Below are 25,870 nucleotides of genomic sequence, written 5' to 3'. Positions count from 1 at the left end.
TAACATGGCTTATAATGAATTTATTGTGTTTTTTTCATAACACGTACTTGGTGGGGTGGAAAGGGGAAGGGAAGATAGAATGAAGAAACCAATCAAGCTGCTTTACTGCACTGTCGCCTTGCTTTCGCTCGTTCTTTTGCTGGTTGGCTGTGCAGAGGATAAAAGTAAAGAAGTAGATACAAACACATCAGAGGATCAATCCGTTTCTGGTACAGACTCTAACGGAGATGCAAAGCCATCCACTCAGGAAGAGGCAGAAGACACTTCTTCAGAAAACACTCAAAACGATAGCAATATGTCTACCGATAGTGATAGTTCCGAGCAAAGTGGTGCGCAACAGGAGGGGGAAAAAGAAAATTCCGGGAAAGAAACCGAGTTGGATGAAAGAGACGCACAAATGGAAGTAGAAGACACTGACACTCAAAACGACAACGAGAACAACCAAATTCAAACAGACACCGATGAAAAGGATCAAGAAAAGGCGATTTCTATCGTCACCGACTTTTTGCGGGACAGAAATGAATGGACAGAAAGTGAAAACGACTTTCTTCTATATGATGGGGAGATAAAGGGATATATCATCGTAAGATATTCCACCTTAGTGTCGGGGCATTCTTCTACCAACGGACGATATGCAGTAGATCTTTCTAGCGAGGAAGTCGTCGATATCACTGCCAACCCCGATTTCTTGAATGAATTGATGGACTGAACCAGGCCTCTTTCGTTGGCAAAAGGTGGCGGATTGCTAAATCCGCCACTAGAGGAATTATTGGGACAGTAGCTGATATTGCTTTATGATACGAGAAAATCTAACCTATGGGGGATAACACGGAAAAAAACAAGATGAAGACTCATGCGCATCCGGGGATTCTACTGTATCTGTCACTGCATGAGCCGAAAAACGCAGCCATTTCTAACTGCTCTCTCACAGCACGGATCTGTTATTCATATTAGCTTTCTTAAAAGCCTCGTAAATCGCGATAGCTCCAAAAACCACCATTAACGTTAACGTTCCCCACACCATGTAATCCTTCATAATAGCAGGAGCAGCGTCAAACCAGGCACTTAACGTCATGAGGAACTCTGCGGCGAAAAGCTTCGGTTGCATTAAAATAACCACAAATGCAGCAACCGAGACTATTTTATAAATCATAAAAAACGCAGCCATGTTTCTTGACCATTTCCTTTTGATTAATTTGTAGATAGCTAAGGCAATTTCTGCTCCAAGTAGCAAAAGGACTATCGGCCAGAATGATAATAGTACTTCCTGATTAAACGCCGGAGTTACCATTCTAAGCCCATCCTGCCCACTTTCATATATTCCAAGGAAACGGTCGGCATAAAAATAACCTACTCCCCAAACCACTGTCCATATTAAGCCTGCGTTAATCTCAGATAATGGAATCGATTTTTTCTTTGGAACACTATATTCTTTCCATAATTTTTTTGGATCCCACGAAGTAAACCCCATCCATTTAGGCATATCTTCATTTTTTCCATCCACTTGTTCCATAATGGCAAAAATCACTGTCACAAAAACATATGCCGTAATCGACCAGGTGATTGCATTTATCAGCACCTCTTCAATATTGGAGATCGATACGTCGAATCTCTCTCCTAGATTGATCAGATTTAAAAGCTTTACCCCCAGTAGGGTGAAAAGTGAATAAATAACCGCAAAAGGAATAATCCATTTTAGAATGGAAAGGTGCAAATCGTAATATTTGGGGCCGATTAAATGGGTTTGTTTTTCACTGTACTTATTCGCCAAAACTTTAGGATCTCCCAACTCCTCAAGAGCCTGGTACACATCCTTTTCATCATAATCATCGGGCAACATATCATGGATGGTCGATTCTAACTCTAAAGCGATATCCTCCTTTTTCTTCTTTGGCAACCATCGGGTCACTTCTTGAACATACACCTCAATTAGATTCATTTTCCTTATCCTCCTCGTTAAGGACATCAAACAGCCTTTTGGTATTTTTCATCCATTCCTCCCTCAATTGCTGAAAAACCTTTTCCCCATACTCACTCAATTCATAATATTTTCGAGGCCTTTTTTCAGAAGTATCCCAAAAGCTGTTAAGAAGCTCTTGTTTTTCCAGCCTCCTTAGCAAGGGGTATAGCGTGCTTTGTTCAATGCCTATCCCCAGGTTCTCAAGCAGCTGAACAAGTGAGTACCCGTACTGCGGTGTTCTTAACTGACTTAAAACCGCCAGCGTTAAGTTCCCTCTTTTTAACTCTGTCAGGAATGAGTGAATCGATAACTCCATTTTTTGTCCTCTTTTCTAATACTGTACGTCATACATTATGTTTATATAATATACTATACACTATTCTTTGTTGTTAGACCATATGTCTTTTATCATTTAACCAATTTGATTCAACGTAAAAAAAGACTCCACTGTAAAGTTGGAGTCTTTTTAGGATACCGGTGGCCGGGTTCGAACCAGCACTCCCGAATGAACACGATTTTGAGTCGTTGCCGTGGTGGTTAGTCCGACGCAGGCTCCTACGGGTAGGTACTGACGTGCATTTATCCGTAAATAAGTCAATCTAAGGCGTACGACCTGTTAACCTCGTTTCCTTACGTCCTATTGTAGGGCATTAGTCGCGCCAACACAAGGCCTATACATAGAAACGCTCTCAGGGAAACGAGTTGACCTACTTACCCGTCATGCCGTAACTAATTTTGGCTGAGTACCTCCCTTGAGATTAAAATAGTGTCATTTCCGTTTAAAGCTTTTCTTCAATCCACTTAATAGCTACATGAAACATGGTATACTCATCTTCACTTATCCCTTTAGCATGTGCGTCTATTCTATAATCATTGACGATTTCCATATAAGTGTTAAATTTACGCTTATCCTGAAATATCTTTTCAAATAATCGCCAATTTTTATCTACCAAAATCTTTAATTCCGAAAAATAGAGGCTATTCTCCATAAAATCACCTATATCAATACCGTCATACTTAGGTCTATCCGTCGTTTTCTTGACTTCTAACAATTTGCTTCTAGCGTCAGATTTCCCGAAGTTAGCATATAATATAGTTTTAATTAAATCTCGAAGCGTTTCTTCCAACCTATTTCTTCTAAAGCTAACCGCTGACCTTTTTTGTTCAATGGTATCTGTTAAATATTGCTCACTGTTATCCTTTAAGAACAACTCTAAAGCTTTAATCGTAATAAAATACGTATCTTTATGCTTTTTTAATATTCCATAACCCATCAGATGATCAACAGTATTATAATCATTCCTCCCGAGGTTACTAATAAAGCTATCGTTCCCTCTAACAGCTAATATTTCTAACAGTTCATACTCAGCAGGATACCATCGCTTGAGTACATGTATGATTTGTTCTATGTATTTTGAAATCTTAATGTCGTAATTGCTTTTTTCCTTTTCATAATCATACTTGCTTATTCTTTGAGGTCTTTCTAACGGAATACTCTCATTAATCAAACTACATATGTGTCTAACAAGGAAAGGGTGCCCGCCGTAATCTTCAACCAATTTTGTGAAAATCTCTTCATCAAATACCAAGCCCATATACTTCCCAATGTTTTCAACCATATTTCGAACATCTTCTATATCAAATAAGTTTAAATACATAGGATTTAACATTGAAAAAATCGGGTTATCTACTCCGTTAATAGAAACCTTCTCTATACAATGCGGATTTACACCAGCTACCAAAAACGATAACTGTTGTTGATGTTCTTGACAAAAAGCCCGTATAGTTTGCCAAAATGAAATGAAATCATTTCCGTGTTTCCAATGATCAGAGCTAGAGGTTTCAACAGAAATTAATTCTATTTCATCAAAAATCAACAACACTCTTCCACCATTTAGTTCTTCATAAATTCTCATGAATATCTCTTCAAAACTTTTGGAAGCATATCGTTCATCAAATTGGTATTTATCAACGTCAATGTTCAGATTATACTTATCAATTACTTTGGAAGCTATATCTCCTAATAATTTAAACCATCTCAGACTATGAACTGAAGGATTTTGGCAATCTATATACAAACTATTCCCTTTTTTGGATTGAATAGTTCTGTCCAAGCGTAGAGTACAGAAGTTTTACCTACTTTTCGAAGGCCGAATAAACCTCCATGTTCGCCACTAATATACTTAGAATAAAACTCCTGAACAATTTTTTTCCTTCCATAAAAATATGAGTCATTGTTAATTGGAGATTCAAGAGCGAATAAATCACGACTATAGAAATATTTTCTCAACTTATTTTCAATTACTATTTCATTTACGTTTCCAGTTTCAAATTCTTTATAAGTGAATGGAATAATTAACTTCGAATCCTTATTTTCATTATTTAAGTCCGAAATTTTTTGTTCTATTCTTTCGTCTCTACTTACTAAAAATATGCAAACTTTATCTAATCTGTTGTCATATTGACTTAATGTTTTATCTACAAAGTCAAAAGCTCGTCTATCAAAATCTGCAAAAGGTGAAAATAAAAGCAATATTTCATTATACATATTAAATCTCTCAATATATGCTTCTCCAGGCTGTAAGAACGAAAAATTGTAATCAGTGTTTTTAAATCTCTCATTTCTTGAAAAGGTAACACCAAAATAATTCGATAATTTTAAAGTTATATTTTTCTCTATGCGACTTCCCTTTATATTTAAGCCCGTCTTTACACCTCGTACAACTCGTCCATTTTTCATAATTGTAGCAACCATATCTGATCCCCCTTTCATACTCTATGAATATTATACTATATTTATATTATTTGGTAAGTATTTCTTGATTATTATCTATAGGAAAGGAGCCCTCATTAAGTGGAGTCCTTTACGGCGATTTGTGCATCTGATGGAGTTATAGTTTGCCTACGTTAAACTTAGCTGAAGCAACAATCGAAAGGGAATTTTGTTTAAATGCTTTGGTCTACCGATCAAATCGTCCTGAAACAATCATTTTGAAGCTTTCTAATAACACTATTATTTTTGAATTAATAATGTCCATTTGACTATCCATTTCACTTTAAAACTCTTAATTAAATTCTTTATTCGACTACAACTAATACTACTGAACGATGATAAAAAAAGACTCCAACCTAAAAGGTTGAAGTCTTTTTTTATGATACCGGTGGTCGGGGTCGAACCGACACTCCCGAAGGAACACGATTTTGAGTCGTGCGCGTCTGCCAATTCCGCCACACCGGCACGTTATTCATATGGAGGCGGCAACCGGATTTGAACCGGTGATAAAGGTTTTGCAGACCTCTGCCTTACCACTTGGCTATGCCGCCTTAAAATGGAGCGGAAGACGGGATTCGAACCCGCGACCCCCACCTTGGCAAGGTGGTGTTCTACCACTGAACTACTTCCGCATTTTTTGGCTGGGCTAGCTGGATTCGAACCAGCGAATCACGGGATCAAAACCCGATGCCTTACCGCTTGGCTATAGCCCAACTATACCACACACTGGAAAATGGGGCGACCGGTGGGAATCGAACCCACGAGTGCCGGAGCCACAATCCGGTGCGTTAACCACTTCGCCACGACCGCCAACATATTAATAATGGCAGGGGTAGTAGGAATCGAACCCACACCGGAGGTTTTGGAGACCTCTGTTCTACCGTTAAACTATACCCCTATGTAATGGTGGAGGGAGTAGGACTCGAACCTACGAACCCGATGGGAGCGGATTTACAGTCCGCCGCGTTTGGCCAACTTCGCTATCCCTCCATAAGAAAAGGTGGCTCGGGACGGAATCGAACCGCCGACACACGGATTTTCAGTCCGTTGCTCTACCGACTGAGCTACCGAGCCAATAAATGATATGAAGCTATGTAAGTGGCGGTCCGGACGGGACTCGAACCCGCGACCTCCTGCGTGACAGGCAGGCATTCTAACCAACTGAACTACCGGACCATATTAAGGAAATAATTTGGTTGCGGGAGCAGGATTTGAACCTGCGACCTTCGGGTTATGAGCCCGACGAGCTACCAGACTGCTCCATCCCGCGATAATGTAGGAGATGTATTCCTATCAGATTTTCTAATGGTGGAGGATGCAGGGCTCGAACCTGCGACCCCCTGCTTGTAAGGCAGGTGCTCTCCCAGCTGAGCTAATCCTCCAATTAAGTGGTGACCCGTACGGGATTCGAACCCGTGTTACCGCCGTGAAAGGGCGGTGTCTTAACCACTTGACCAACGGGCCATTTAAGAAATGGCGGAGAGCGAGGGATTCGAACCCTCGAGACCGCGGTAGCGGTCTACACGATTTCCAATCGTGCTCCTTCGGCCACTCGGACAGCTCTCCATGGCTCCACCGGTAGGATTCGAACCTACGACCGATCGGTTAACAGCCGATTGCTCTACCACTGAGCTACGGTGGAACGGATATGCCTGGCGGCGTCCTACTCTCGCAGGGGCAAAGCCCCAACTACCATGGGCGCTGGAGAGCTTAACTTCTGTGTTCGGCATGGGAACAGGTGTGACCTCTCCGCTATTGCCACCAGACTCATTTTAGCGTACATCCAAGTGTACTTTTTTTGTGACAACAACTATTATAGCTGTTTTTCACGAAAAATCAAGGGTAAATTTAAAAATTTCTTTTACACCTTCAAAACTAGATAAGAAGGAAGACATCAACGAACTTCACACGTTTGAATGATGATCTGCGGACCGGAGCCCGCGACGCTTTTTGTTTTAATCCAGTTACGGCTCCTAACAGCTAGTGTATAGTTCATCCAGCTTTTCGTACGCTCAAAGCGGCGTACTACCATCTGGCTGATCTATCCATACGCTGTTGACCAGTCGCCTTCACTTTTTGTTTTAAGTTAAGTCCTCGATCGATTAGTATCCGTCAGCTGCACGTGTCACCACGCTTCCACCTCGGACCTATCAACCTCATCGTCTCTGAGGGATCTTACTCATTTAAAATGATGGGAAGTCTCATCTAGAGGTGGGCTTCATGCTTAGATGCTTTCAGCACTTATCCCTTCCACACGTAGCTACCCAGCTATGCTCCTGGCGGAACAACTGGTACACCAGCGGTGTGTCCATCCCGGTCCTCTCGTACTAAGGACAGCTCCTCTCAAACTTCCAACGCCCACGACGGATAGGGACCGAACTGTCTCACGACGTTCTGAACCCAGCTCGCGTACCGCTTTAATGGGCGAACAGCCCAACCCTTGGGACCGACTACAGCCCCAGGATGCGATGAGCCGACATCGAGGTGCCAAACCTCCCCGTCGATGTGGACTCTTGGGGGAGATAAGCCTGTTATCCCCGGGGTAGCTTTTATCCGTTGAGCGACGGCCCTTCCATACGGCACCGCCGGATCACTAAGCCCGACTTTCGTCCCTGCTCGACTTGTAGGTCTCGCAGTCAAGCTCCCTTCTGCCTTTACACTCTGCGAATGATTTCCAACCATTCTGAGGGAACCTTTGGGCGCCTCCGTTACTCTTTGGGAGGCGACCGCCCCAGTCAAACTGCCCACCTGACACTGTCTCCGGACCGGATCACGGTCCTGGGTTAGAAGGTCCGTACAGCCAGGGTGGTATCCCACCGGCGCCTCCACCGAAGCTAGCGCTCCGGTTTCTAAGGCTCCCACCTATCCTGTACAAGCTGTACCAACATTCAATATCAGGCTACAGTAAAGCTCCACGGGGTCTTTCCGTCCTGTCGCGGGTAATGCGCATCTTCACGCATAGTATAATTTCACCGGGTCTCTCGTTGAGACAGTGCCCAAGTCGTTGCACCTTTCGTGCGGGTCGGAACTTACCCGACAAGGAATTTCGCTACCTTAGGACCGTTATAGTTACGGCCGCCGTTTACTGGGGCTTCGGTTCAACGCTTCGCCTTGCGGCTAACGCGTCCCCTTAACCTTCCAGCACCGGGCAGGTGTCAGCCCCTATACTTCGCCTTACGGCTTCGCAGAGACCTGTGTTTTTGCTAAACAGTCGCTTGGGCCTATTCACTGCGGCTTCTCGCAAAAGAAGCACCCCTTCTCCCGAAGTTACGGGGTCATTTTGCCGAGTTCCTTAACGAGAGTTCTCCCGATCACCTTAGGATTCTCTCCTCGCCTACCTGTGTCGGTTTGCGGTACGGGCACCTCTTTCCTCACTAGAGGCTTTTCTTGGCAGTGTGAAATCAGGAACTTCGGTACTTTATTTCCCTCCCCATCACAGCTTGAGATTGCCGGACGGATTTGCCTATCCGACTCTCTTACTGCTTGGGCGCACATGACCAGCAGTGCGCTTTCCTTATCCTTCTGCGTCCCCCCGTCGTTCAAACGGAAAGGAGGTGGTACAGGAATATCCACCTGTTGTCCATCGCCTACGCCTTTCGGCCTCGGCTTAGGTCCCGACTAACCCTGAGCGGACGAGCCTTCCTCAGGAAACCTTAGGCTTTCGGTGAAAGAGATTCTCACTCTTTTTTCGCTACTCATACCGGCATTCTCACTTCTAAGCGCTCCACCAGTCCTCACGGTCTGACTTCGCTGCACTTAGAACGCTCTCCTACCATTGTTCGCAAGAACAATCCGCAGCTTCGGTGATACGTTTAGCCCCGGTATATTTTCGGCGCAGAGTCACTCGACCAGTGAGCTATTACGCACTCTTTAAATGATGGCTGCTTCTAAGCCAACATCCTGGTTGTCTAAGCAACTCCACATCCTTTTCCACTTAACGTATACTTTGGGACCTTAGCTGGCGGTCTGGGCTGTTTCCCTTTCGACTATGAACCTTATCACCCATAGTCTGACTCCCAAGATCGAGTGGCTGGCATTCGGAGTTTGACTGAATTCGGTAACCCGATGAGGGCCCCTAGTCCAATCAGTGCTCTACCTCCAGTACTCAACTCTTGAGGCTAGCCCTAAAGCTATTTCGGAGAGAACCAGCTATCTCCGTGTTCGATTGGCATTTCACCCCTACCCACACCTCATCCCCGCGTTTTTCAACACGCGTGGGTTCGGGCCTCCAGTCAGTGTTACCTGACCTTCACCCTGGACATGGGTAGATCACACGGTTTCGGGTCTACGACCCCCTACTCGATTCGCCCTGTTCAGACTCGCTTTCGCTGCGGCTCCGTCTATCCGACTTAACCTTGCAGGAGATCGTAACTCGCCGGTTCATTCTACAAAAGGCACGCCGTCACCCATTAACGGGCTTCGACTACTTGTAGGCACACGGTTTCAGGTTCTCTTTCACTCCCCTTCCGGGGTGCTTTTCACCTTTCCCTCACGGTACTGGTTCACTATCGGTCACTAGGGAGTATTTAGCCTTGGGAGATGGTCCTCCCGGATTCCGACGGAATTCCTCGTGTTCCGCCGTACTCAGGATCCACTCCGGAGGAAACAATCTTTCAACTACAGGGCTCTTACCTTCTTTGGCTGATCGTTCCAGATCGATTCGCTTAAACTGTTTCTTGGTAACTCCGATGGAGTGTCCTACAACCCCAGAGAGCAAGCTCTCTGGTTTGGGCTGTTTCCGTTTCGCTCGCCGCTACTTGGGAAATCGCATTTGCTTTCTCTTCCTCCGGGTACTGAGATGTTTCAGTTCCCCGGGTCTGCCTCACCTATCCTATGAATTCAGATAAGCGTCCTGCCCCATTACGGGCAGGGGGTTCCCCCATTCGGAAATTCCCGGATCAATGCCTACGTACGGCTCCCCGGGACATATCGGTGTTTGTCCCGTCCTTCATCGGCTCCTAGTGCCAAGGCATCCACCGTGCGCCCTTCTTCACTTAACTTATCGTTCGTGAATGACGTGTTACTTCAATGTCGTTGAATGTCTTGCATATCTTATCTAGTTTTCAAGGTACAAGTAGTAATTAAGGGAATTGATCCCTCAAAACTGAACCAAACAACCAGGTATGCCCTGTGTTCACTCATAAGAGTGATTTATCCTTAGAAAGGAGGTGATCCAGCCGCACCTTCCGATACGGCTACCTTGTTACGACTTCACCCCAATCATTGGCCCCACCTTCGGCGGCTGGCTCCAAAAGGTTACCTCACCGACTTCGGGTGTTGCCAACTCTCGTGGTGTGACGGGCGGTGTGTACAAGGCCCGGGAACGTATTCACCGCGGCATGCTGATCCGCGATTACTAGCGATTCCGGCTTCATGCAGGCGAGTTGCAGCCTGCAATCCGAACTGAGAATGGTTTTATGGGATTTGCTTCACCTCGCGGTTTCGCTTCCCTTTGTACCATCCATTGTAGCACGTGTGTAGCCCAGGTCATAAGGGGCATGATGATTTGACGTCATCCCCACCTTCCTCCGGTTTGTCACCGGCAGTCACCCTAGAGTGCCCAACTGAATGCTGGCAACTAAGGTCAAGGGTTGCGCTCGTTGCGGGACTTAACCCAACATCTCACGACACGAGCTGACGACAACCATGCACCACCTGTCACTCTGTCCCCGAAGGGAAACCTCTATCTCTAGAGGGATCAGAGGATGTCAAGACCTGGTAAGGTTCTTCGCGTTGCTTCGAATTAAACCACATGCTCCACCGCTTGTGCGGGCCCCCGTCAATTCTTTTGAGTTTCAGCCTTGCGGCCGTACTCCCCAGGCGGAGTGCTTAATGCGTTAACTTCAGCACTAAGGGGCGGAAACCCCCTAACACCTAGCACTCATCGTTTACGGCGTGGACTACCAGGGTATCTAATCCTGTTCGCTCCCCACGCTTTCGCGCCTCAGCGTCAGTTACAGACCAGAGAGCCGCCTTCGCCACTGGTGTTCCTCCACATATCTACGCATTTCACCGCTACACGTGGAATTCCGCTCTCCTCTTCTGTACTCAAGTTCCCCAGTTTCCAATGACCCTCCACGGTTAAGCCGTGGGCTTTCACATCAGACTTAAGGAACCGCCTGCGCGCGCTTTACGCCCAATAATTCCGGACAACGCTTGCCCCCTACGTATTACCGCGGCTGCTGGCACGTAGTTAGCCGGGGCTTCCTCGTCAGGTACCGTCAAGGTACCGCCTTGTTCAAACGGTACTTGTTCTTCCCTGACAACAGAACTTTACGATCCGAAGACCTTCATCGTTCACGCGGCGTTGCTCCGTCAGACTTTCGTCCATTGCGGAAGATTCCCTACTGCTGCCTCCCGTAGGAGTCTGGGCCGTGTCTCAGTCCCAGTGTGGCCGATCACCCTCTCAGGTCGGCTACGCATCGTTGCCTTGGTAGGCCATTACCCTACCAACTAGCTAATGCGCCGCGGGCCCATCTGTAAGTGACAGCCAAAAGGCCGCCTTTCAACCTTCCTCCATGCGGAGGAAGGGATTACCCGGTATTAGCCCCGGTTTCCCGGAGTTATCCCGATCTTACAGGCAGGTTGCCCACGTGTTACTCACCCGTCCGCCGCTCGTTCCACAGGCTTCACCCCGAAGGGATCTGCCTGCTTCCCGCGCTCGACTTGCATGTATTAGGCACGCCGCCAGCGTTCGTCCTGAGCCAAGATCAAACTCTCCATAAATGATGAGCTTGCTTGCTCGTTCAAAAAACTAGCTTGTATATCTTGCTTGACATACTGGTTGTTTTGTTCAGTTTTCAAAGATCAATTTGTTTTGTCGCGGTCGAAAACAGCGACTTAATTACTATAACATGCCGTTTTGAAGAAGTCAATATCTTTTTTCGGCTTGTTATGTTGTTTTGCGCCGCTGTCGAAGCGACGATTAATAATATACCATGCAGGCGAGAGAGCGTCAATACATTTTTTCAAAAAATATTTAACTTTTTCTAGAAAACCCTCACGCCGCTCTATACGCCCTGCACGTTCTATTTCTTCCTGCACCATTCACCCTTAAAGACAGCGAACGTTTAAACAGACACCGCCCGATACTTCCGATGGTAAATCATTTTTCCTTTAGTTTCTTCCCGCACCGGTTCAATTATACCTTTCTCTGTTAAGTATTCCAGCATGGAACTTAAATCGAGCGCATACGGTTCGATTTCCGGATGGATTTTCAATTCACCGAAAGTCCAGGCTTCCTGTTTGCTGTTCATAATCTCCAACAGATGGGCTGCACACTTCTTCGCCCTAGTGCTCATAGCGAACTCAAGCGCCAACAGCATCAGCTCCACCCGCTTTTTGATTTCTTCATTACTATTGATCAATTCTTCATATAACTTATATACTTCTATGTCGATCCGCTTTACTTGGTTCCAAACCACCACTTCCGGATGATAACCTTTTTCGATGATCGCCAGACGCGCCAGATAATGCAGCGACCGGATCACCCTGCTATAGGCGTCCAAGTACTGATCGGTTTGGTAAAGATCCTTCGATTCACTGTAGCTGCGCGTTAGCTTGGCGAATTCCATCGCCATCTTCAGTTCCCGCTTTTCCTGCGGGAAGCTGCTTAGTTCTTCCTTTAATCTTGCGACATATTCGTTGCGGTCGAAAACGATTCTTCCATTGATTACCCATTCGACGGCACGCCTGTAGGTGCTCGTGTCGATCCAATAGGTAAGCAGCTGCTCGTCGACGATATGCATCGCCGCTTTTTTATCATCAAATTCATAATGTTTCACATACCATGGTTGGTCCGCTTCGCTGGCAATCACCAGCAATATGACATCGAAATTATCGGTTACCGGGCTGACCGGTTTATTCTTTTCTATGATCAAAACACCTAATGTGTTCGCTTGGCTTGCTCGTTCCTGGTATATAGGCCGTAAAATGTCTTTCATGATATTCCTCCATTAATGAGAATAGAAACTTATTCGATAAATACGCGAAAAATCCTTTTTCGGGAGACAAGTTTTCCATGGAATTTTATGCTATACTACCCTTTGTAGAGTTAAGGAGGGAAAGCGTTGGCTTTAAACTATAGCAGCAAAATCAATAAAATCCGTACGTTTGCCTTAAGTCTGGTTTTTATCGGATTCGGTGTCATGTACCTCGGCATTTTGACGAAAAAAATCGAATGGCTGATGGCGATCTTTTTCATACTCGGTTTATTATGTATCGTATTTAGTACGGTCGTCTACTTCTGGATCGGCATGCTGTCCACACGAGCACGCCAGATTATCTGCCCTACCTGCAACAAACCGACTAAAATACTTGGACGCGTCGACGCCTGCATGCATTGCAAACAGCCGTTGACCATCGACAAGAATCTCGAAGGCAAAGAATTCGACGAAAAATACAATTCGAAAGAGTATCGTAAGCAGATAAAGAACCAGCATCAAACAAACGACTCCAAATAATCACGCATAAAAAAAGAGGCTGTCCGGAGGGGCAGCCTCTTTTTTCAGCTTTTCACAGGAAAACCCCTACCGGCATGGTAAGGGCATTGCAGTATTAGTGCTGGGTGGCTTTTTTGCAATTTTCGCATGTTCCGTAGAGTTCCATTCGATGGTGGCTTACGTCAAATCCTGTCACTTTCTGTGCAAGCGACTCTACTTCATCAAGACGTGGATAATGGAAGTCGACGATTTTACCGCAGGAATCACAAATAACATGGTAATGATCGGATGTATTGCAGTCGAACCTGCTGGAGGAATCCCCGTAGGTTAATTCCCTAACCAATCCGATTTCGCGGAATACCCGAAGGTTGTTGTAGACAGTCGCGACACTCATGTTCGGGAATTTCCCTTCCAGTGCCTTGTATATGTCATCAGCGGTCGGATGGATCTCTGCATTCAATAAATATTCTAATACCGCATGACGCTGTGGTGTGATTCTTACGCCTGAATTTTTCAGCCGGCCGACAGCTTCTTGAAGTTGTGCTTCAGACACCGTCATGCACCTCACTTTCGCTAAGCTAAATTCTTTTATGATGGCTTCCGTAAAGTCAATCATTACTGGTAGATGCTTTGCTTGATTGTATGGTTGATTCATTCTATCAATATTATTAGTTTATAATTCTTATAATTAGTGTAACCGGATAAGAAACGTTCTGTCAATAAAAGTATATTAGGAAGCAAGCTAAAGTATACTACACGTCCGCCTGCAGCGGCAGCTCTTCTCCCCCTGACTGCTGGTTAGCATAGCGGGCAGCCACGAATAAAAAGTCGGACAGCCGGTTCAGGTATGACAGGACAAGCGGCCTTTCCAGCTCGTCTTCCAGAGCGACCGCCAGCCTTTCTGCCCGTCTCACCACTGTCCTTGCGGTGTGCAGAGCAGCAGCTCCGGGCTTTCCGGATGGAAGGATGAAGTTCTTCAGCGGTTCCAAGCGCTGATCCCATTCATCGATTTGTTTTTCCAGTTCATCGATATGGCTTTCCTTCAGCTTCCAGGTCACTTCTTTTCCTTGTGGAGTCGCAAGTTCCGCTCCGACATGGAACAAAATCGTTTGGATACGATGGAGGACTCTGAGAAAGTCATCTTTTCCGGACCAACTTTCTTCTGCAAGATGACTGACGGCAAGTCCGATCATCGAATTGGCTTCATCGCACGTGCCATATGCTTCCACCCGGATATCATTTTTCAGTACGCGTTTCCCGTAAATCAAAGACGTTTTTCCTTTATCCCCCGATCGTGTGTAAATCCGCATCTCAATACCCCCTGTCCAATTGAATGGTGTTGACGAGTTGTTGGTCACCGCTCACGTATTTTTCCAGGTTCTCTTCAAATATATCCATCGCCCTTGGCAAATATTCGGGAGAAGCACCGGAGACATGCGGTGTCATCGTCACTTTTTCATGATCCCATAGTGGATGGTCCGCCGGCAGCGGCTCTTGTTCAAATACATCGAGGATGGCGTGGGCAATTTCGCCTCGGTCAAGCGCATCAAGGATCGTCTCACTGGCCACCGCATCGCCGCGTCCCATGTTCAGGAAAATGGCCGATGGCGGCATTTTTTCGAAATGCTCCTTGCGAAAAAAGCCTCTTGTTTCCTTGGTACTCGGCAAGATTGATACGACGAAATCGGCGTTAGGCAGGACGGATGCCAAATCCTTTTGCGTGTACATCTCGTCAAAGTAGCTTTTTTCGGTTCCGCTGTGCGATACTCCGATTGTTTTCATCCGGAAGGCCTTGGCGAGCCGGGCCAGTTCCTGTCCGATCGCGCCAGCACCGACGATGACCATCGTTTTGTTGGAGATTTCCCGAAGGCCGGCCCGTTCACCACGTGCCCATTGATGGCTGCGCTGGCTATCGATGAACAGCTCTGCGTTACGGCATACCTGCAGCAGCATGCCGATTGCATATTCAGCCATCGGTATTTTGTGAATTCCCCTGGAATTGGTGACGATAATCCCCTTTTTCTTGATCGCTTCAAACGGTAGTTCATCGATACCGGCTGACAGCACCATAATCCATTTCAACTCGGCCGCCTGTTCGATCAATTCATCGGTCAAATCCTCCCCATAGGTAAGCAGGATATCAGCCGATTGGATGTACGTCTCTGCTTCTTCCATCCCACTGCAAAATTGGAATTGATGGGATGGATAGGTAGCGGTAAAGTGGTCTTGCATGTTTTGTGGAATTTCTGCGGATGATACGATATTCATTGCGTCCCCTCCTGGCAGCAGTTTTACCTCTATGATAAACCTTTCCGTATCCAGGAAGAAAGGGAAAAGAAGCGTGCCGACAACAAAAAAAATCAGCGCAAGGCGAGTCCCTGCGCTTTTAAGATCATCTATATTATAGGGGAGGTTTCAGAATATATTACACGATATGCCGCCGCCCCTCCCCTTGTATAGAGGCTTTGCCTACTTTTTGAAAAAAAGTGCGGAAATCAGGACAGATTTTCGGGGTTCAGCCCTTTCAACGCATCGAGGACAAACTCGCCGTCCTTCCGGATCAACACATCGTCAAAGTAAATCTCTCCTCCACCGTATTCCGGCCGCTGGATCAGTACCATGTCCCAGTGGACTGAGGATTCATTGCCGTTCGGTGCATCATCATACGCTTCGCCCGGGGTGAAGTGCAGACTGCCGGCAATTTTTTCATCAAACAGAATATCGCCCATCGGTTCGGTGATTTGCGGGTTCAACCCAAGGGCGAATTCGCCAATGAAGCGTGCTCCTTCGTCGGTATCGAGGATCTTGTTCAATTCCTCGGTTTTATCGGCAGTCGCTTCGACGATTTTGCCGTCTTTAAATCTCAGCGACACGTTGTGAAACGTGACTCCTCGGTATGGACATGGCGTGTTATACGTGATCGTCCCGTTGACGCTGTCCTTTACTGGCGCGGTGTACACTTCTCCGTCTGGTATGTTCCGTTCCCCAAAGCACATCACCGAAGGAATATCCTTGATAGAAAAGGTTAAATCGGTGCCTTCAGCGGTGATTCGCACTTTATCGGTTTTATCCATCAGCTCTTTCAATGGGCGCTGTGCCTCTTCCATTTGTTTGTAGTCGACCGTGCAGACATCCAGCAAGTAATCAAAGTAATCATCAAATGTTTTGCTGGCTTTCTGCGCTGCCCCAGGTGTCGGATAGTTCAGCAGCACCCATTTTTTGTTGTCGATCAGGTAATCGTTGGCAGGCTTCAACACCCGTCCAGCCAATTCCCACTTTTCAGCCGGCACCGTGCTGAATTCCGCGTCGTTTTCTTCCCCGACGATTTGGATAAACGCATCGATATCTTTGAAGCGTGCCAAATCCCATTTATTTTGCAAAGCCAATTGCTCCTCTTTCACTTCTTCTATTTCCAGTCGCCGGATTTCATCATCGACCAATTCCGTGTATGGAAGTGCCTGTAATTGATATGCCTTTTTGACCAACTCCTTGATCAACGGCTTTGCGTTCGTGTTTCCGGTAATCAATACCTTTTCTCCTGCTTGAATCGTCAACGAATGCTTCAGCAATACTTCTGCAAGCTCAGTTAGTCTGGAATCTTTCATGTTCTCGCTTCCCTTCTGTTTAGCTGTCTATGCATTATTCGTCATATAAATCTATATTCCTGTTTTTGATCCGACAAACAGCCAACAGTCGGACGCATTTTCCGTCGCAGGTCGGAGTGAAAGGGTGCCGTCTACATAAATTATGTAAAAAAGCACCCGCCCACAGACGAGTGCCCAACATATCAGCTCAAGTTTTCTTTGATATATTCCAATGCCTCTTCCACATGTCCCTGCACTTTGACTTTGCGGAATTCTTTTTGCAACGTCCCCTGCTTGTCGATGATGAAGGTTGAGCGTTCGATGCCCATATACTCTTTGCCAAAATTCTTTTTCAGCTTCCAAACGCCGTATGACTCGGCCACTTTATGGTCTTCGTCAACCAGCAGCTGGAACGGAAGGTCGTATTTTTCCTGGAACTTCTGATGACTTGCTTCGGAGTCCGGACTGACACCGAGAATGACGGCATCGAGGTCGGCAAAGCGTTGATGATTGTCGCGGAAGTCACATGCTTCTGTCGTACAGCCAGGCGTATTGTCCTTCGGATAAAAATAGAGCACGACGTTTTTGCCTTGAAAATCCGACAGTTTAACCGTTTCACCCGTGTTTGCTTTCAAGGCAAAATCTGGTGCCAGTTTGCCAATTTCCGTGGTCATGTATGTATCTCCCCTTTTTCCAAGATATTGCGGAGCCGGAAGCACACAGCCCCGGCTATCCGTGTCTACCATCAGCATAGCCTACCTTGGGGCAAGATACAACTAATCGTCATTATCGTCTTCATGCTTGTTGCTTCCAAAAGCTCTCATAAAATAAGCGGTCGGCAGCAAGACACCAATCGCAGCTTCAATAAGGGAGAGCGGCCGGGCGACACCGAGCGGTACGATATCTCCGTAACCAACGGAAAGGATTGTTTCGCCGCTGTAATAGAGATACGTAAGGAACGAATGGTCTGCCGGCTTGCTACCGGCAGGATCAGAGTATACAAGCACGGGACCGTTCAGGGAAAGTACATAATACAACAACGCAAAACCGAAAGTGATTCCGGTCAGTACAAAAAACAATTTAAAAAACAATGATCTGTTGAAATAACTTTTTTTAAATGATTTATTGGTGAAGAAATAATAAAGATTTCCTACGATAAAAATGATGATCAACGCAAGAATGACTTGAGAAAGCAAAGCATCAACTCCTTCTTTCGTCCATAAGGGTTCTATACCCGGCACGAAAAGGAGTTATGCCTGTTAAGGGAAAGATCACTGTTACGTAAAGGGATGGTGCTTTTTAAAGGAAGCTTCTTTATCCTGCTGCGCTTTGTCCTCAACCGACGACTGCCAAACTTTGAGAAAAAAAGCGGCCGGCAGAACATACCCGATCAAGGCCTCAGTTAACGCAAGCACCCTTCCTATTCCGATCGGGATGATATCGCCGTAGCCGACGGTCATCAACGTGACCCCGCTGAAATAGAGGGCATGTGCCAATGCCTCCAATGGAGCGACCTTGGACAGGGAATCTCCTTCGATCAGGACGACACCGTTGAACGATAAAATAAAATACAACAAGGCAAAACCGAGCATGACAGCCAAGTACAGCACGATCAGTGTATAGAAAATTTCCAGTGAAAAATAGCTGCGCTGATATGACTTATGGAATATAAAGGAATAAAGACTGCCGGCAAGCAGCCAGACGATCAATGCGGCAATGATCCAGGTCATGATTCGGCCTCCTGTCTTTTCACAGACTATGAGTGATTCCGTCCGTACAGCTTCTGTCTTATTTGTTTATTCTTCTGGCCAGTTGTTTATGACAAGCTCCCTTCCTCCTGTCCGCGGAGAGACTCTCCGGTTTGGGGGTTGTTTTCGTTTGTTGCTATAATGGAGAGGATTCTATCTACATATGGAGGTTTCGTAATGAATATCGAAAAGTCGAAACAATTACATACAGAGGCACAGGACCATATTGTCGGGGGGGTCAATTCCCCTTCCCGTGCCTATAAAGGAGTAGGCGGCGGTACACCGGTCTATATGGAACGCGGACAGGGCGCTTATTTCTGGGATGTCGACGGCAATAAGTACATCGATTACCTGGCAGCATATGGGCCGATCATCACCGGACATGCCCATCCGCATATCACCGAAGCGATCACCCATGCAGCTGAAAACGGCGTGTTATACGGAACACCGACAGCGTTAGAAAACAAATTCGCCAAAATGCTCAAAGAAGCGATTCCTTCCCTCGAAAAAGTCCGCTTCGTCAATTCCGGGACGGAAGCGGTCATGACAACGATCCGTGTCGCCCGTGCTTATACGAACCGCAACAAAATCGTCAAGTTTGCCGGAAGTTATCACGGCCACTCCGATCCGGTGCTTGTCCAGGCCGGTTCTGGACCATCCACACTGGGAACACCGGACTCTGCCGGAGTGCCTAAGGCGATTGCCCAAGATGTGATCACAGTTCCTTTCAATGACATCGATGCCTATAAAGAAGCGATCCGCCATTGGGGCGATGAGGTCGCAGCTGTCCTGGTCGAGCCGATTGTCGGCAACTTCGGCATTGTCGAGCCGAAGCCTGGCTTCCTGGAGGAAGTCAACGAAGTCACCCATAATGCTGGTGCGCTAGTGATTTATGATGAAGTCATCACTGCGTTCCGATTTACCTACGGCAGTGCCCAACAGCTGTTGAATGTGGAACCGGACATGACGGCGATGGGTAAAATCATCGGCGGCGGTCTGCCGATTGGCGCTTATGGCGGACGCAAGGACATCATGGAACAGGTTGCCCCGCTCGGACCCGCCTACCAGGCCGGAACGATGGCCGGAAACCCGGCATCCATGTCTGCGGGCATCGCCTGTCTGGAAGTGCTCAACCAGCCCGGTGTCTATGAGAAAATGGACAAGCTTGGCGAAAAACTGGAGCAAGGGATCCTGGAATACGCCCGTCAATACAATATCCAAATAACCATCAACCGGTTGATCGGCGCCATGACCGTCTTCTTTACCGACAGGAAGGTAGAAAACTATGTGGACGCGGAAAACACCGATGGCGACAAGTTTTCCAGGTTTTTCAAGCTGATGCTGGAGCAGGGAATCAACCTGGCGCCATCCAAGTATGAAGCCTGGTTCCTGACGACCGAGCATACCGAAGAAGATATTGATCAAACACTCGATGCAGTGAAAAACGCCTTTGCCCAAATGAGCGAGGAATAAATGGAAAAGCTTCCGGATTTCCGGGAGCTTTTCCATTACTGCCGATTCATTATATGAAAACAGAACACGGAAACGCTCCACGGGAAAAACGTTAGGCATGCATCTCAGGATCCAGAGACACTAAAGCGATGCCTGGGGAAAACTGCCTGTTCATTTTTGCTATACAATCAGCGGGAACCCAAATACAATGGTAACATTCGGGTTCCCTTTTCCTTCTTTCCCTATTACGCAACATAAATTGTGCTCGATGCAGACACAACTTATTTTTATGCAATATTTTGAATATTTAATTGAATTGAATGCTTGCTTGTGCTAAAATAAAAGATGAAAATTTTTATAATTTTCAATCATTCGTGCTTTTTGTCAGTTTGTTTGACTTCCCTTCCAAAGCATGAAAGTCTTGGGTCTCTGCCATACTGGCGGAGACTCCTTTTTTATGTAGTTTGCCCTGGCATGGGACAATGCTTAATATTTCTTGTGTGACAGAATACAATGGTGGTAGCAGTATATTTTTGGCCGTTTTCATAACAAAAAAACAACAGCTGCGCTATACTTTAACTAGACAGAGCAATTGGAGGGGGTACCTACATATGAAACTCGGAGCACGAATGCTGAAAACAGGTCTGGCAGTCGCTATCTCTCTATACATCGCCACCCTGGCCGGCCTGCCTACTCCGATTTTTGCCGGAATTGCCGCTGTATTCGCGGTACAGCCGTCGATTTACCGCTCGTTTCAATCAATTGTCGAACAAATCCAAGCCAATATCATCGGAGCAGCAACCGCGATCCTCATCGTCCTTACCCTTGGCAACGATCCGTTCGTGATTGGCTTTACCACCATCCTAGTCATCGGGATGTGCATCAAACTGAACATGAACCAAACGACGATGATGCTAGCCGTTGTCGCGGTAATCGCCATCATGGAATCAACGGAAATGGAATTCATCACTTTCGCCTTCATGCGTTTTTCCTCTTTGACGCTAGGGATTCTGGCAGCGTTTGTCGTCAATCTGTTTTTTCTGCCGCCCAAATATGAAACAAAGCTGTTTCAAAAAATTGACCGCACCACTTCCGACATTTTGCAGTGGCTCCGTGTCACAACCAGGCATTTATCAGACGAGCCGGCGCTCAAAGGGGAAATCGAACGTATCCAAGATGAAATTCGCTACATTGATCAAACATACATTCTTTATACCGAGGAACGGACCTATCTAAAAAAGAACCAATACAGCAAGGCACGTAAACTGATTGTGTTCCGCCAGTTGATCGCGTGTACGAAGAAATCGTTCGATGTCCTTCAAGCCTTCAACCGTCTCGGCGAAAAAATCGAGAGCATCCCGAAGAACTTTCAGGATGCGCTCGTCCAAGAGCTTGATAAGGTTATTCATTCCCATGAAAAATTGATATTAAGTTCGATGGGGCGTATTCGAAAGGACCACAAAGAAACATTGCGGCTGATCAGCGAGCCTGATTTGCTGCGGCTTGTCGAGGCATTGATCCACGTGTATCAAGAGGAGGAAGAAGAACGACTGATCTTTTTGCCGCTCGCGTCCCAGCTGATGGAATACCATCACGAACTGAAACATTTACGGCGCCTACTGAAAAGCTACCAGCAATACCACCAGGATGAAAAATTCAACGTGACGCCTGAATACAAAAAATAGAGCTTGGGACAAAAGCATCGTGACCAAAGTGAAAACCGAACGATTCACCATTCGTTCGGTTTTTTTGATGAGCAAAAAGCAAAACGTTCCACCCTATGAAAAGTGCAACTTTCCACTCCGGCAAGGTACTTCGCTTTCCGCGGGCACGGCTTCAGCTAACTTGGCAAAGTATACCGCTTTGCCAAGTGGATCTTCAGCTCGCGCTCATCCCGCTGGAGTCTGCGTACCTTGCCTCCGTTAGATGAGTTACTTTTCTTCTTGTGTGATTTCCGTGTTGCCTATTACCGTTACAGGTAGAAAGCTGAGCTGCATGGAAACCGTTTTTTTATGCCATTGTCCAATTTCTAAAGAATAAAGGACCGCCATGCTGATTTTTCGTCTTCATCACTGTTTAGATACCTATCAACCAATAGAAGAATACGGTCCATCTTGTCTTTTTCATGTGGACATCAGCCCAGGAACGTAGCGGAGGCAAGATACGGAGACTCCAACGGGAACAGCACGAGCTGAAAATCCCGCAAGAAAGCGGTTGGTGCTTTCTGAGGAAGTTGAAGCCGTGCCCGTGGAACGCGTAGTATCTTGCCGTAGCGATTCGAAGCACGCATCAAACAACAGGGTAAAAGGAAGTTTATCGAACATCCAAATAAAAACCGAACGAATTTGATTGACAGTTAGAATTCGCTCGGTTTTTGCTTTGGTGGCCATGCTTTTGTCCAGGCCTCTGTTTTTATGTTCCCAAATATTCGGTTGTCGTCGAGTCATCAAGCTGCTGTACCTGATAAAGATTGTAGTAGTTACCTTTCAGGTTCATCAGCTCATGGTGTGATCCTTCTTCCTTGATTTCTCCGTTTTCGATTAGCACGATTCTATCGGCGTGGGTGATGGTCGACAGCCGGTGGGCGACGATAAAGGTCGTCCGGTTGGATGCCAGTTTTTCGAGCGCCTCCTGGATCAAATGCTCACTTTCCAAATCGAGCGCGGAAGTCGCTTCATCCAATATAAGGATCGGCGGGTTTTTCAAAAATACCCGGGCGATGGCAATCCGCTGTTTTTGTCCGCCGGAAAGCTTGACCCCGCGTTCCCCGACCATGGTGTCATAGCCGTCGGAAAGCCCCATGATGAATTCATGGGCGTTGGCCGCTTTGGCTGCCCGGATGACTTCTTCATCGCTGGCATACGGGTTGCCCATCCGAATATTCATGGAAATCGATTCGCTGAACAAAATATTGTCCTGCAGCACCATGCCGATTTTGTCCCTCAGGGAACGTGCTTCAACATCACGGATATCGGTCCCATCTATTTTGATGCTTCCTCCGGTGACATCGTAAAATCGCGGAATCAAGCTGATCAGCGTCGACTTTCCGCCGCCGCTCATTCCGACAAACGCTATTGTTTCACCTTTTTTCACATCTAGGGACACATCGTGAAGAACGAGCGCTTCCTCGTCGGTGTATTTAAACTGGACTTGATCGAATTTTACATCGCCGTGCACTTCTTTTAACTGCTTGGCATCCGGTTTGTCGATGATATCATAATCTTCATCTAAGAATTCAAACACGCGGTCCATCGACGCAATCGACTGTACCAGCACGGTCGAGGAACTGATCAAACGCCTGAGCGGACTGTACACCCTGTCCATGTAACCGACGAAAGCAGCCATCGTTCCTACGGTAAGTCCGCCTGTGATCGCAAAATATCCTGCAAACCCAATAACGAGAAGTGGTGCCAAATCGGTGATCGTATTGGTCACTGCGAAGGTTTTTGCGTTCCACGAGGTATGCTGGAGTGCTTTGTCCAGGAAGTTCGAGTTTTGCTGGTCGAACTGTTCTTGTTCATAATCTTCAAGCGCAAAGCTTCGTGTCACCGGCATCCCCTGCACGCGTTCATGCAAGTGGCCCTGTACCTGGGCAAGTGCTTGGGAGCGGTCTCTGGTCAGGCTGCGCAGTCTCCCGTAAAACAACTTGACGGCAAATCCATAAAACGGGAACAACGCCACTGCCACAAGGGTGAGCCAAACATTCATCGTCAGCATGATCGCAATCGCGATCAAAATCGTGATCATATCCAGCCAAATATTCATCAGACCAGTCATGACGAAGTTTTTGGTCTGTTCGACGTCATGAATGACGCGAGAAATAATTTCCCCTGTCTTCGTCTGTGAATAGAAACGCAAACTCAATTTCTGTATGTGGTCAAACAGCTTATCTCTGATATCGTATAAAATCTTATTTCCTGTCCACTGGGCCAGATACTGCCGGATATACTCAATCGGCGGCCGGGCCACCAGAAAGACGACAAAGGCTCCGCCCATGAGCCAGAATAATTCGGACAGCTTCTCCGAATTCGTCAAGTCGTCGGCGCCAATAATATTATCGATTACATACTTAACTATCAACGGCATTAATAATGGAATGCCGAATTTGACAATCCCGATCAGCACCGTCCAAAGAATCCTCCATTTATAAGGCCAGACAAACGCCATGTACCTTTTTATACTATCCAAGGTGTCCACCTCTCTCTCTGTTGCTGTATCTTGTTTATCTTTAACCTGCCCTGGCATAATCAAACGCTTTTTATCCAGATGGCCGCCGGCACGGTTCTATTATGTGCCGCTTACACATATAAGAAGCACAGCTAACATCGCCTTAGGAAGCGCGCAATTTTCTCTGAAGGATAATCAACTTCCTAGGAACATGAGTGACTTTACTGGAAAGTTGAGCGACTTCGGCACTAAGTAGAGCGACTTTACCGGAAAGGTGATCAACTCTCAGGAACATGAGCGATTTTACTTTAAAGTTGAGCGATTTCGGCACTAAGTAGAGCGACTTTTCCCGAAAGATGATCAACTCCCAGGAACATGAGCGATTTTACTGGAAAGTTGAGCGACTTCGGCACTAAGTAGAGCGACTTTTCCCGAAAGATGATCAACTCTCAGGAACATGAGCGATTTTACTTTAAAGTTGAGCGACTTCGGCACTAAGTAGAGCGACTTTTCCCGAAAGATGATCAACTCTCAGGAACATGAGCGACTTTACTGGACAGTTGAGCGATTTCGGCACTAAGTAGAGCGACTTTTCCCGAAAGATGATCAACTCCCAGGAACATGAGCGACTAACTCTAAAAAAGTAAAAGCATAAAACGCAAGAAAAACCTTGCCGCCCGTATTGGAGACAAGGATTTTCGATCCTATTCCTGTTTTTCAGAAAAAAGAAAGCCTACCGGTAGGTTAAATACCGTTCATACCATTGATCGACGAATTCGGGCGCGAACGGTCCCTTGCGCTGTCTGATCCAATGAATGAGATATTCTACGTGATTCCATAAAATCCGGTCGACTACCTTTGGGTAATTCATTTCCCGTCTATGCTGCTCGTATTCGTCTTCATCCAGCAAATTAAACGTCATATCGGGGAACACTTTGATATCCAAGTCATAATCGATGTACTTCAACGCTTCTTCATCAAAAACAAATGGAGAGCTGATGTTGCAGTAATAATAAATACCATCATTGCGCAGCATGCCTATCACATTGAACCAATACTTGGAATGAAAATAACAAATTGCCGGTTCCCTTGTTATCCATGTCCGTCCGTCGCTTTCCTTGACCAGGGTTCGATCATTAGCTCCTATCACAACGTTTCGCGTGCCCTTTAACACCGTACTGCTTTCCCAAACGCGATGGAGCTGGCCATTGTGCTTATAGCTTTGGATTTGCATTTTCGAACCAGGTTGCGGGCCAGCCATCCTATCTTCCTTTCTTTTTTTAAAAAGTATTTTTTGTTTACTAATTCAATTATAACGATAAAAAAATCTAAATGGAAATGATAGACTGCAGGCAGTAATGAAGTTTGTCCGCAACTCCCCTTCGAGCACAAACAAAAGGAGCTCTCACGGTGAGAGAGCTCCTTTTTGTCTGAATTATTCGGGGGTTAAAAAGTTACTTCTTTTTTGCTTGAGATTGTTGGTTTTGCTTTCTTACTTGCTGAGCGTCAGTTTCAGAAGCAAACTCTGTACCAAACTGGCCAGCTTGGCCTGCTTGAGCTCCTGCTTGTCCTGCTTGGCCGCGGGCAGCTTTTTGGTTTTGCTTTCTTACTTGCTGAGCGTCAGTCTCAGAAGCAAATTCTGTACCAAACTGTTGACCTTGTGCAGCTTTTTGGTTTTGTTTTCTAACTTGTTGAGCGTTAGTTTGGCTTGGGTTATTGTTTTTAGCCATCTCATATCACCTCCG

Annotated in this window: 20 protein-coding genes, 14 tRNA genes and 3 rRNA genes; 4 read left to right on the top strand and 33 right to left on the bottom strand. The window is 46.3% G+C overall.

Going from position 1 to position 25,870, the window contains the following annotated elements:
* Nucleotides 1–79 precede the first annotated feature (79 nt).
* Entirely contained in the window at nt 80–709 is a 630-nt protein-coding gene (locus ERJ70_RS03255; RefSeq protein ID WP_209367134.1) for a hypothetical protein, read from the top strand.
* 216 nt (nt 710–925) lie between these two features.
* On the opposite strand, the gene ERJ70_RS03250 is transcribed toward ERJ70_RS03255, so the two are convergent.
* The 23 genes from ERJ70_RS03250 to ERJ70_RS03140 form a co-directional block, all read right to left on the bottom strand.
* Nucleotides 926–1,924 (bottom strand): HAAS signaling domain-containing protein, encoded by a 999-nt coding sequence (locus tag ERJ70_RS03250; protein ID WP_209367133.1) that lies wholly within the window; start codon nt 1,922–1,924, stop codon nt 926–928.
* 1 nt (nt 1,925) lies between these two features.
* Nucleotides 1,926–2,276, bottom strand: a complete 351-nt coding sequence (locus ERJ70_RS03245; RefSeq protein WP_153465368.1) for a PadR family transcriptional regulator — start codon at nt 2,274–2,276, stop codon at nt 1,926–1,928.
* Between the two features lie 463 nt (nt 2,277–2,739).
* Nucleotides 2,740–3,876: a hypothetical protein gene (locus tag ERJ70_RS03240; protein WP_209367132.1), complete on the bottom strand. Its 1,137-nt coding sequence runs from the start codon at nt 3,874–3,876 to the stop codon at nt 2,740–2,742.
* Between the two features lie 152 nt (nt 3,877–4,028).
* Nucleotides 4,029–4,715 (bottom strand): hypothetical protein, encoded by a 687-nt coding sequence (locus ERJ70_RS03235; RefSeq protein ID WP_209367131.1) that lies wholly within the window; start codon nt 4,713–4,715, stop codon nt 4,029–4,031.
* 401 nt (nt 4,716–5,116) lie between these two features.
* Nucleotides 5,117–5,198, bottom strand: a tRNA-Leu gene (locus ERJ70_RS03230).
* A gap of 12 nt (nt 5,199–5,210) precedes the next feature.
* Nucleotides 5,211–5,284, bottom strand: a tRNA-Cys gene (locus ERJ70_RS03225).
* 6 nt (nt 5,285–5,290) lie between these two features.
* Nucleotides 5,291–5,365, bottom strand: a tRNA-Gly gene (locus ERJ70_RS03220).
* A gap of 6 nt (nt 5,366–5,371) precedes the next feature.
* Nucleotides 5,372–5,446, bottom strand: a tRNA-Gln gene (locus ERJ70_RS03215).
* Nucleotides 5,447–5,467: 21 nt separating this feature from the next.
* Nucleotides 5,468–5,543: transfer RNA gene (locus ERJ70_RS03210), tRNA-His, on the bottom strand.
* Nucleotides 5,544–5,557: 14 nt separating this feature from the next.
* Nucleotides 5,558–5,631 (bottom strand) — tRNA-Trp (locus ERJ70_RS03205).
* 6 nt (nt 5,632–5,637) lie between these two features.
* Nucleotides 5,638–5,723 (bottom strand) — tRNA-Tyr (locus tag ERJ70_RS03200).
* A gap of 11 nt (nt 5,724–5,734) precedes the next feature.
* Nucleotides 5,735–5,807, bottom strand: a tRNA-Phe gene (locus tag ERJ70_RS03195).
* Between the two features lie 25 nt (nt 5,808–5,832).
* Nucleotides 5,833–5,909 (bottom strand) — tRNA-Asp (locus ERJ70_RS03190).
* Between the two features lie 17 nt (nt 5,910–5,926).
* Nucleotides 5,927–6,003: transfer RNA gene (locus ERJ70_RS03185), tRNA-Met, on the bottom strand.
* 36 nt (nt 6,004–6,039) lie between these two features.
* A tRNA-Val gene (locus ERJ70_RS03180) sits at nt 6,040–6,115 on the bottom strand.
* A 7-nt stretch (nt 6,116–6,122) separates the two neighbouring features.
* A tRNA-Glu gene (locus tag ERJ70_RS03175) sits at nt 6,123–6,197 on the bottom strand.
* Between the two features lie 10 nt (nt 6,198–6,207).
* Nucleotides 6,208–6,299, bottom strand: a tRNA-Ser gene (locus ERJ70_RS03170).
* Nucleotide 6,300: 1 nt separating this feature from the next.
* Nucleotides 6,301–6,375: transfer RNA gene (locus ERJ70_RS03165), tRNA-Asn, on the bottom strand.
* 8 nt (nt 6,376–6,383) lie between these two features.
* Nucleotides 6,384–6,499: ribosomal RNA gene (rrf, locus tag ERJ70_RS03160) — 5S ribosomal RNA — on the bottom strand.
* A 316-nt stretch (nt 6,500–6,815) separates the two neighbouring features.
* Nucleotides 6,816–9,733: ribosomal RNA gene (locus ERJ70_RS03155) — 23S ribosomal RNA — on the bottom strand.
* A 161-nt stretch (nt 9,734–9,894) separates the two neighbouring features.
* Nucleotides 9,895–11,459 (bottom strand): 16S ribosomal RNA (locus ERJ70_RS03150).
* The 16S, 23S and 5S rRNA genes sit together here with 14 tRNA genes alongside, the layout of an rRNA operon.
* Before the next feature lie 114 nt (nt 11,460–11,573).
* A complete protein-coding gene (locus ERJ70_RS03145; RefSeq protein ID WP_209367130.1) occupies nt 11,574–11,780 on the bottom strand; it encodes a hypothetical protein in 207 nt (68 codons plus the stop codon).
* 23 nt (nt 11,781–11,803) lie between these two features.
* Nucleotides 11,804–12,676 carry a nucleotidyltransferase-like protein gene (locus ERJ70_RS03140; protein WP_209367129.1) on the bottom strand — a complete coding sequence of 291 codons (873 nt, stop codon included), beginning with the start codon at nt 12,674–12,676 and terminating at the stop codon, nt 11,804–11,806.
* A gap of 126 nt (nt 12,677–12,802) precedes the next feature.
* On the opposite strand from ERJ70_RS03140, the gene ERJ70_RS03135 reads away from it, so the two are divergent.
* Nucleotides 12,803–13,195 carry a YgzB family protein gene (locus tag ERJ70_RS03135; RefSeq protein WP_209367128.1) on the top strand — a complete coding sequence of 131 codons (393 nt, stop codon included), beginning with the start codon at nt 12,803–12,805 and terminating at the stop codon, nt 13,193–13,195.
* Between the two features lie 94 nt (nt 13,196–13,289).
* On the opposite strand, the gene perR is transcribed toward ERJ70_RS03135, so the two are convergent.
* The 7 genes from perR to ERJ70_RS03100 form a co-directional block, all read right to left on the bottom strand.
* Complete coding sequence (perR, locus tag ERJ70_RS03130; RefSeq protein WP_074600368.1) at nt 13,290–13,733, bottom strand: peroxide-responsive transcriptional repressor PerR; 444 nt, start codon at nt 13,731–13,733, stop codon at nt 13,290–13,292.
* 193 nt (nt 13,734–13,926) lie between these two features.
* Entirely contained in the window at nt 13,927–14,484 is a 558-nt protein-coding gene (locus ERJ70_RS03125) for a cob(I)yrinic acid a,c-diamide adenosyltransferase (RefSeq protein ID WP_209367127.1), read from the bottom strand.
* 1 nt (nt 14,485) lies between these two features.
* Nucleotides 14,486–15,442 carry a D-2-hydroxyacid dehydrogenase gene (locus ERJ70_RS03120; RefSeq protein ID WP_209367125.1) on the bottom strand — a complete coding sequence of 319 codons (957 nt, stop codon included), beginning with the start codon at nt 15,440–15,442 and terminating at the stop codon, nt 14,486–14,488.
* Nucleotides 15,443–15,669: 227 nt separating this feature from the next.
* Nucleotides 15,670–16,779 carry an aminopeptidase gene (locus ERJ70_RS03115; RefSeq protein WP_209367123.1) on the bottom strand — a complete coding sequence of 370 codons (1,110 nt, stop codon included), beginning with the start codon at nt 16,777–16,779 and terminating at the stop codon, nt 15,670–15,672.
* Nucleotides 16,780–16,961: 182 nt separating this feature from the next.
* Complete coding sequence (bcp, locus tag ERJ70_RS03110; protein ID WP_209367121.1) at nt 16,962–17,432, bottom strand: thioredoxin-dependent thiol peroxidase; 471 nt, start codon at nt 17,430–17,432, stop codon at nt 16,962–16,964.
* Between the two features lie 102 nt (nt 17,433–17,534).
* Nucleotides 17,535–17,954 carry a potassium channel family protein gene (locus ERJ70_RS03105; RefSeq protein WP_209367120.1) on the bottom strand — a complete coding sequence of 140 codons (420 nt, stop codon included), beginning with the start codon at nt 17,952–17,954 and terminating at the stop codon, nt 17,535–17,537.
* Nucleotides 17,955–18,035: 81 nt separating this feature from the next.
* On the bottom strand, nt 18,036–18,488 hold the full coding sequence (locus tag ERJ70_RS03100; protein WP_209367119.1) for a potassium channel family protein: 453 nt from the start codon (nt 18,486–18,488) through the stop codon (nt 18,036–18,038).
* 195 nt (nt 18,489–18,683) lie between these two features.
* Between ERJ70_RS03100 and ERJ70_RS03095 the strand changes: the two genes are divergently transcribed.
* Entirely contained in the window at nt 18,684–19,979 is a 1,296-nt protein-coding gene (locus ERJ70_RS03095; RefSeq protein ID WP_209367118.1) for a glutamate-1-semialdehyde 2,1-aminomutase, read from the top strand.
* Nucleotides 19,980–20,569: 590 nt separating this feature from the next.
* Nucleotides 20,570–21,643, top strand: a complete 1,074-nt coding sequence (locus tag ERJ70_RS03090) for an FUSC family protein (RefSeq protein ID WP_209367117.1) — start codon at nt 20,570–20,572, stop codon at nt 21,641–21,643.
* A 727-nt stretch (nt 21,644–22,370) separates the two neighbouring features.
* Here ERJ70_RS03090 and ERJ70_RS03085 read toward each other — a convergent pair.
* The 3 genes from ERJ70_RS03085 to ERJ70_RS03075 all read right to left on the bottom strand — a co-directional run bounded on the left by ERJ70_RS03085 (nt 22,371) and on the right by ERJ70_RS03075 (nt 25,855).
* Entirely contained in the window at nt 22,371–24,146 is a 1,776-nt protein-coding gene (locus ERJ70_RS03085; protein ID WP_309507273.1) for an ABC transporter ATP-binding protein, read from the bottom strand.
* A gap of 712 nt (nt 24,147–24,858) precedes the next feature.
* On the bottom strand, nt 24,859–25,386 hold the full coding sequence (gene ntdP / locus ERJ70_RS03080) for a nucleoside tri-diphosphate phosphatase (RefSeq protein WP_209367115.1): 528 nt from the start codon (nt 25,384–25,386) through the stop codon (nt 24,859–24,861).
* Nucleotides 25,387–25,579: 193 nt separating this feature from the next.
* Entirely contained in the window at nt 25,580–25,855 is a 276-nt protein-coding gene (locus tag ERJ70_RS03075; protein ID WP_209367114.1) for a gamma-type small acid-soluble spore protein, read from the bottom strand.
* Nucleotides 25,856–25,870: the final 15 nt, after the last annotated feature.

Source organism: Sediminibacillus dalangtanensis (assembly GCF_017792025.1).
Taxonomy (GTDB): domain Bacteria; phylum Bacillota; class Bacilli; order Bacillales; family Amphibacillaceae; genus Sediminibacillus; species Sediminibacillus dalangtanensis.
Note: the sequence above shows the minus strand (reverse complement) of the source record. Positions and strands in the feature narration are given on the sequence as shown.

Coding starts and splice junctions, on each gene's coding strand:
- ERJ70_RS03255 (WP_209367134.1), top strand. CDS start 80: ATGAAGAAACCAATCAAGCTGCTTTACTGCACTGTCGCCTTGCTTTCG.
- ERJ70_RS03245 (WP_153465368.1), bottom strand. CDS start 2,276: ATGGAGTTATCGATTCACTCATTCCTGACAGAGTTAAAAAGAGGGAAC.
- ERJ70_RS03240 (WP_209367132.1), bottom strand. CDS start 3,876: ATGAGAATTTATGAAGAACTAAATGGTGGAAGAGTGTTGTTGATTTTT.
- ERJ70_RS03235 (WP_209367131.1), bottom strand. CDS start 4,715: ATGGTTGCTACAATTATGAAAAATGGACGAGTTGTACGAGGTGTAAAG.
- ERJ70_RS03145 (WP_209367130.1), bottom strand. CDS start 11,780: ATGGTGCAGGAAGAAATAGAACGTGCAGGGCGTATAGAGCGGCGTGAG.
- ERJ70_RS03140 (WP_209367129.1), bottom strand. CDS start 12,676: ATGAAAGACATTTTACGGCCTATATACCAGGAACGAGCAAGCCAAGCG.
- perR (WP_074600368.1), bottom strand. CDS start 13,733: ATGACGGTGTCTGAAGCACAACTTCAAGAAGCTGTCGGCCGGCTGAAA.
- ERJ70_RS03125 (WP_209367127.1), bottom strand. CDS start 14,484: ATGCGGATTTACACACGATCGGGGGATAAAGGAAAAACGTCTTTGATT.
- ERJ70_RS03120 (WP_209367125.1), bottom strand. CDS start 15,442: ATGAATATCGTATCATCCGCAGAAATTCCACAAAACATGCAAGACCAC.
- ERJ70_RS03115 (WP_209367123.1), bottom strand. CDS start 16,779: ATGAAAGATTCCAGACTAACTGAGCTTGCAGAAGTATTGCTGAAGCAT.
- bcp (WP_209367121.1), bottom strand. CDS start 17,432: ATGACCACGGAAATTGGCAAACTGGCACCAGATTTTGCCTTGAAAGCA.
- ERJ70_RS03100 (WP_209367119.1), bottom strand. CDS start 18,488: ATGACCTGGATCATTGCCGCATTGATCGTCTGGCTGCTTGCCGGCAGT.
- ERJ70_RS03095 (WP_209367118.1), top strand. CDS start 18,684: ATGAATATCGAAAAGTCGAAACAATTACATACAGAGGCACAGGACCAT.
- ERJ70_RS03090 (WP_209367117.1), top strand. CDS start 20,570: ATGAAACTCGGAGCACGAATGCTGAAAACAGGTCTGGCAGTCGCTATC.
- ntdP (WP_209367115.1), bottom strand. CDS start 25,386: ATGGCTGGCCCGCAACCTGGTTCGAAAATGCAAATCCAAAGCTATAAG.
- ERJ70_RS03075 (WP_209367114.1), bottom strand. CDS start 25,855: ATGGCTAAAAACAATAACCCAAGCCAAACTAACGCTCAACAAGTTAGA.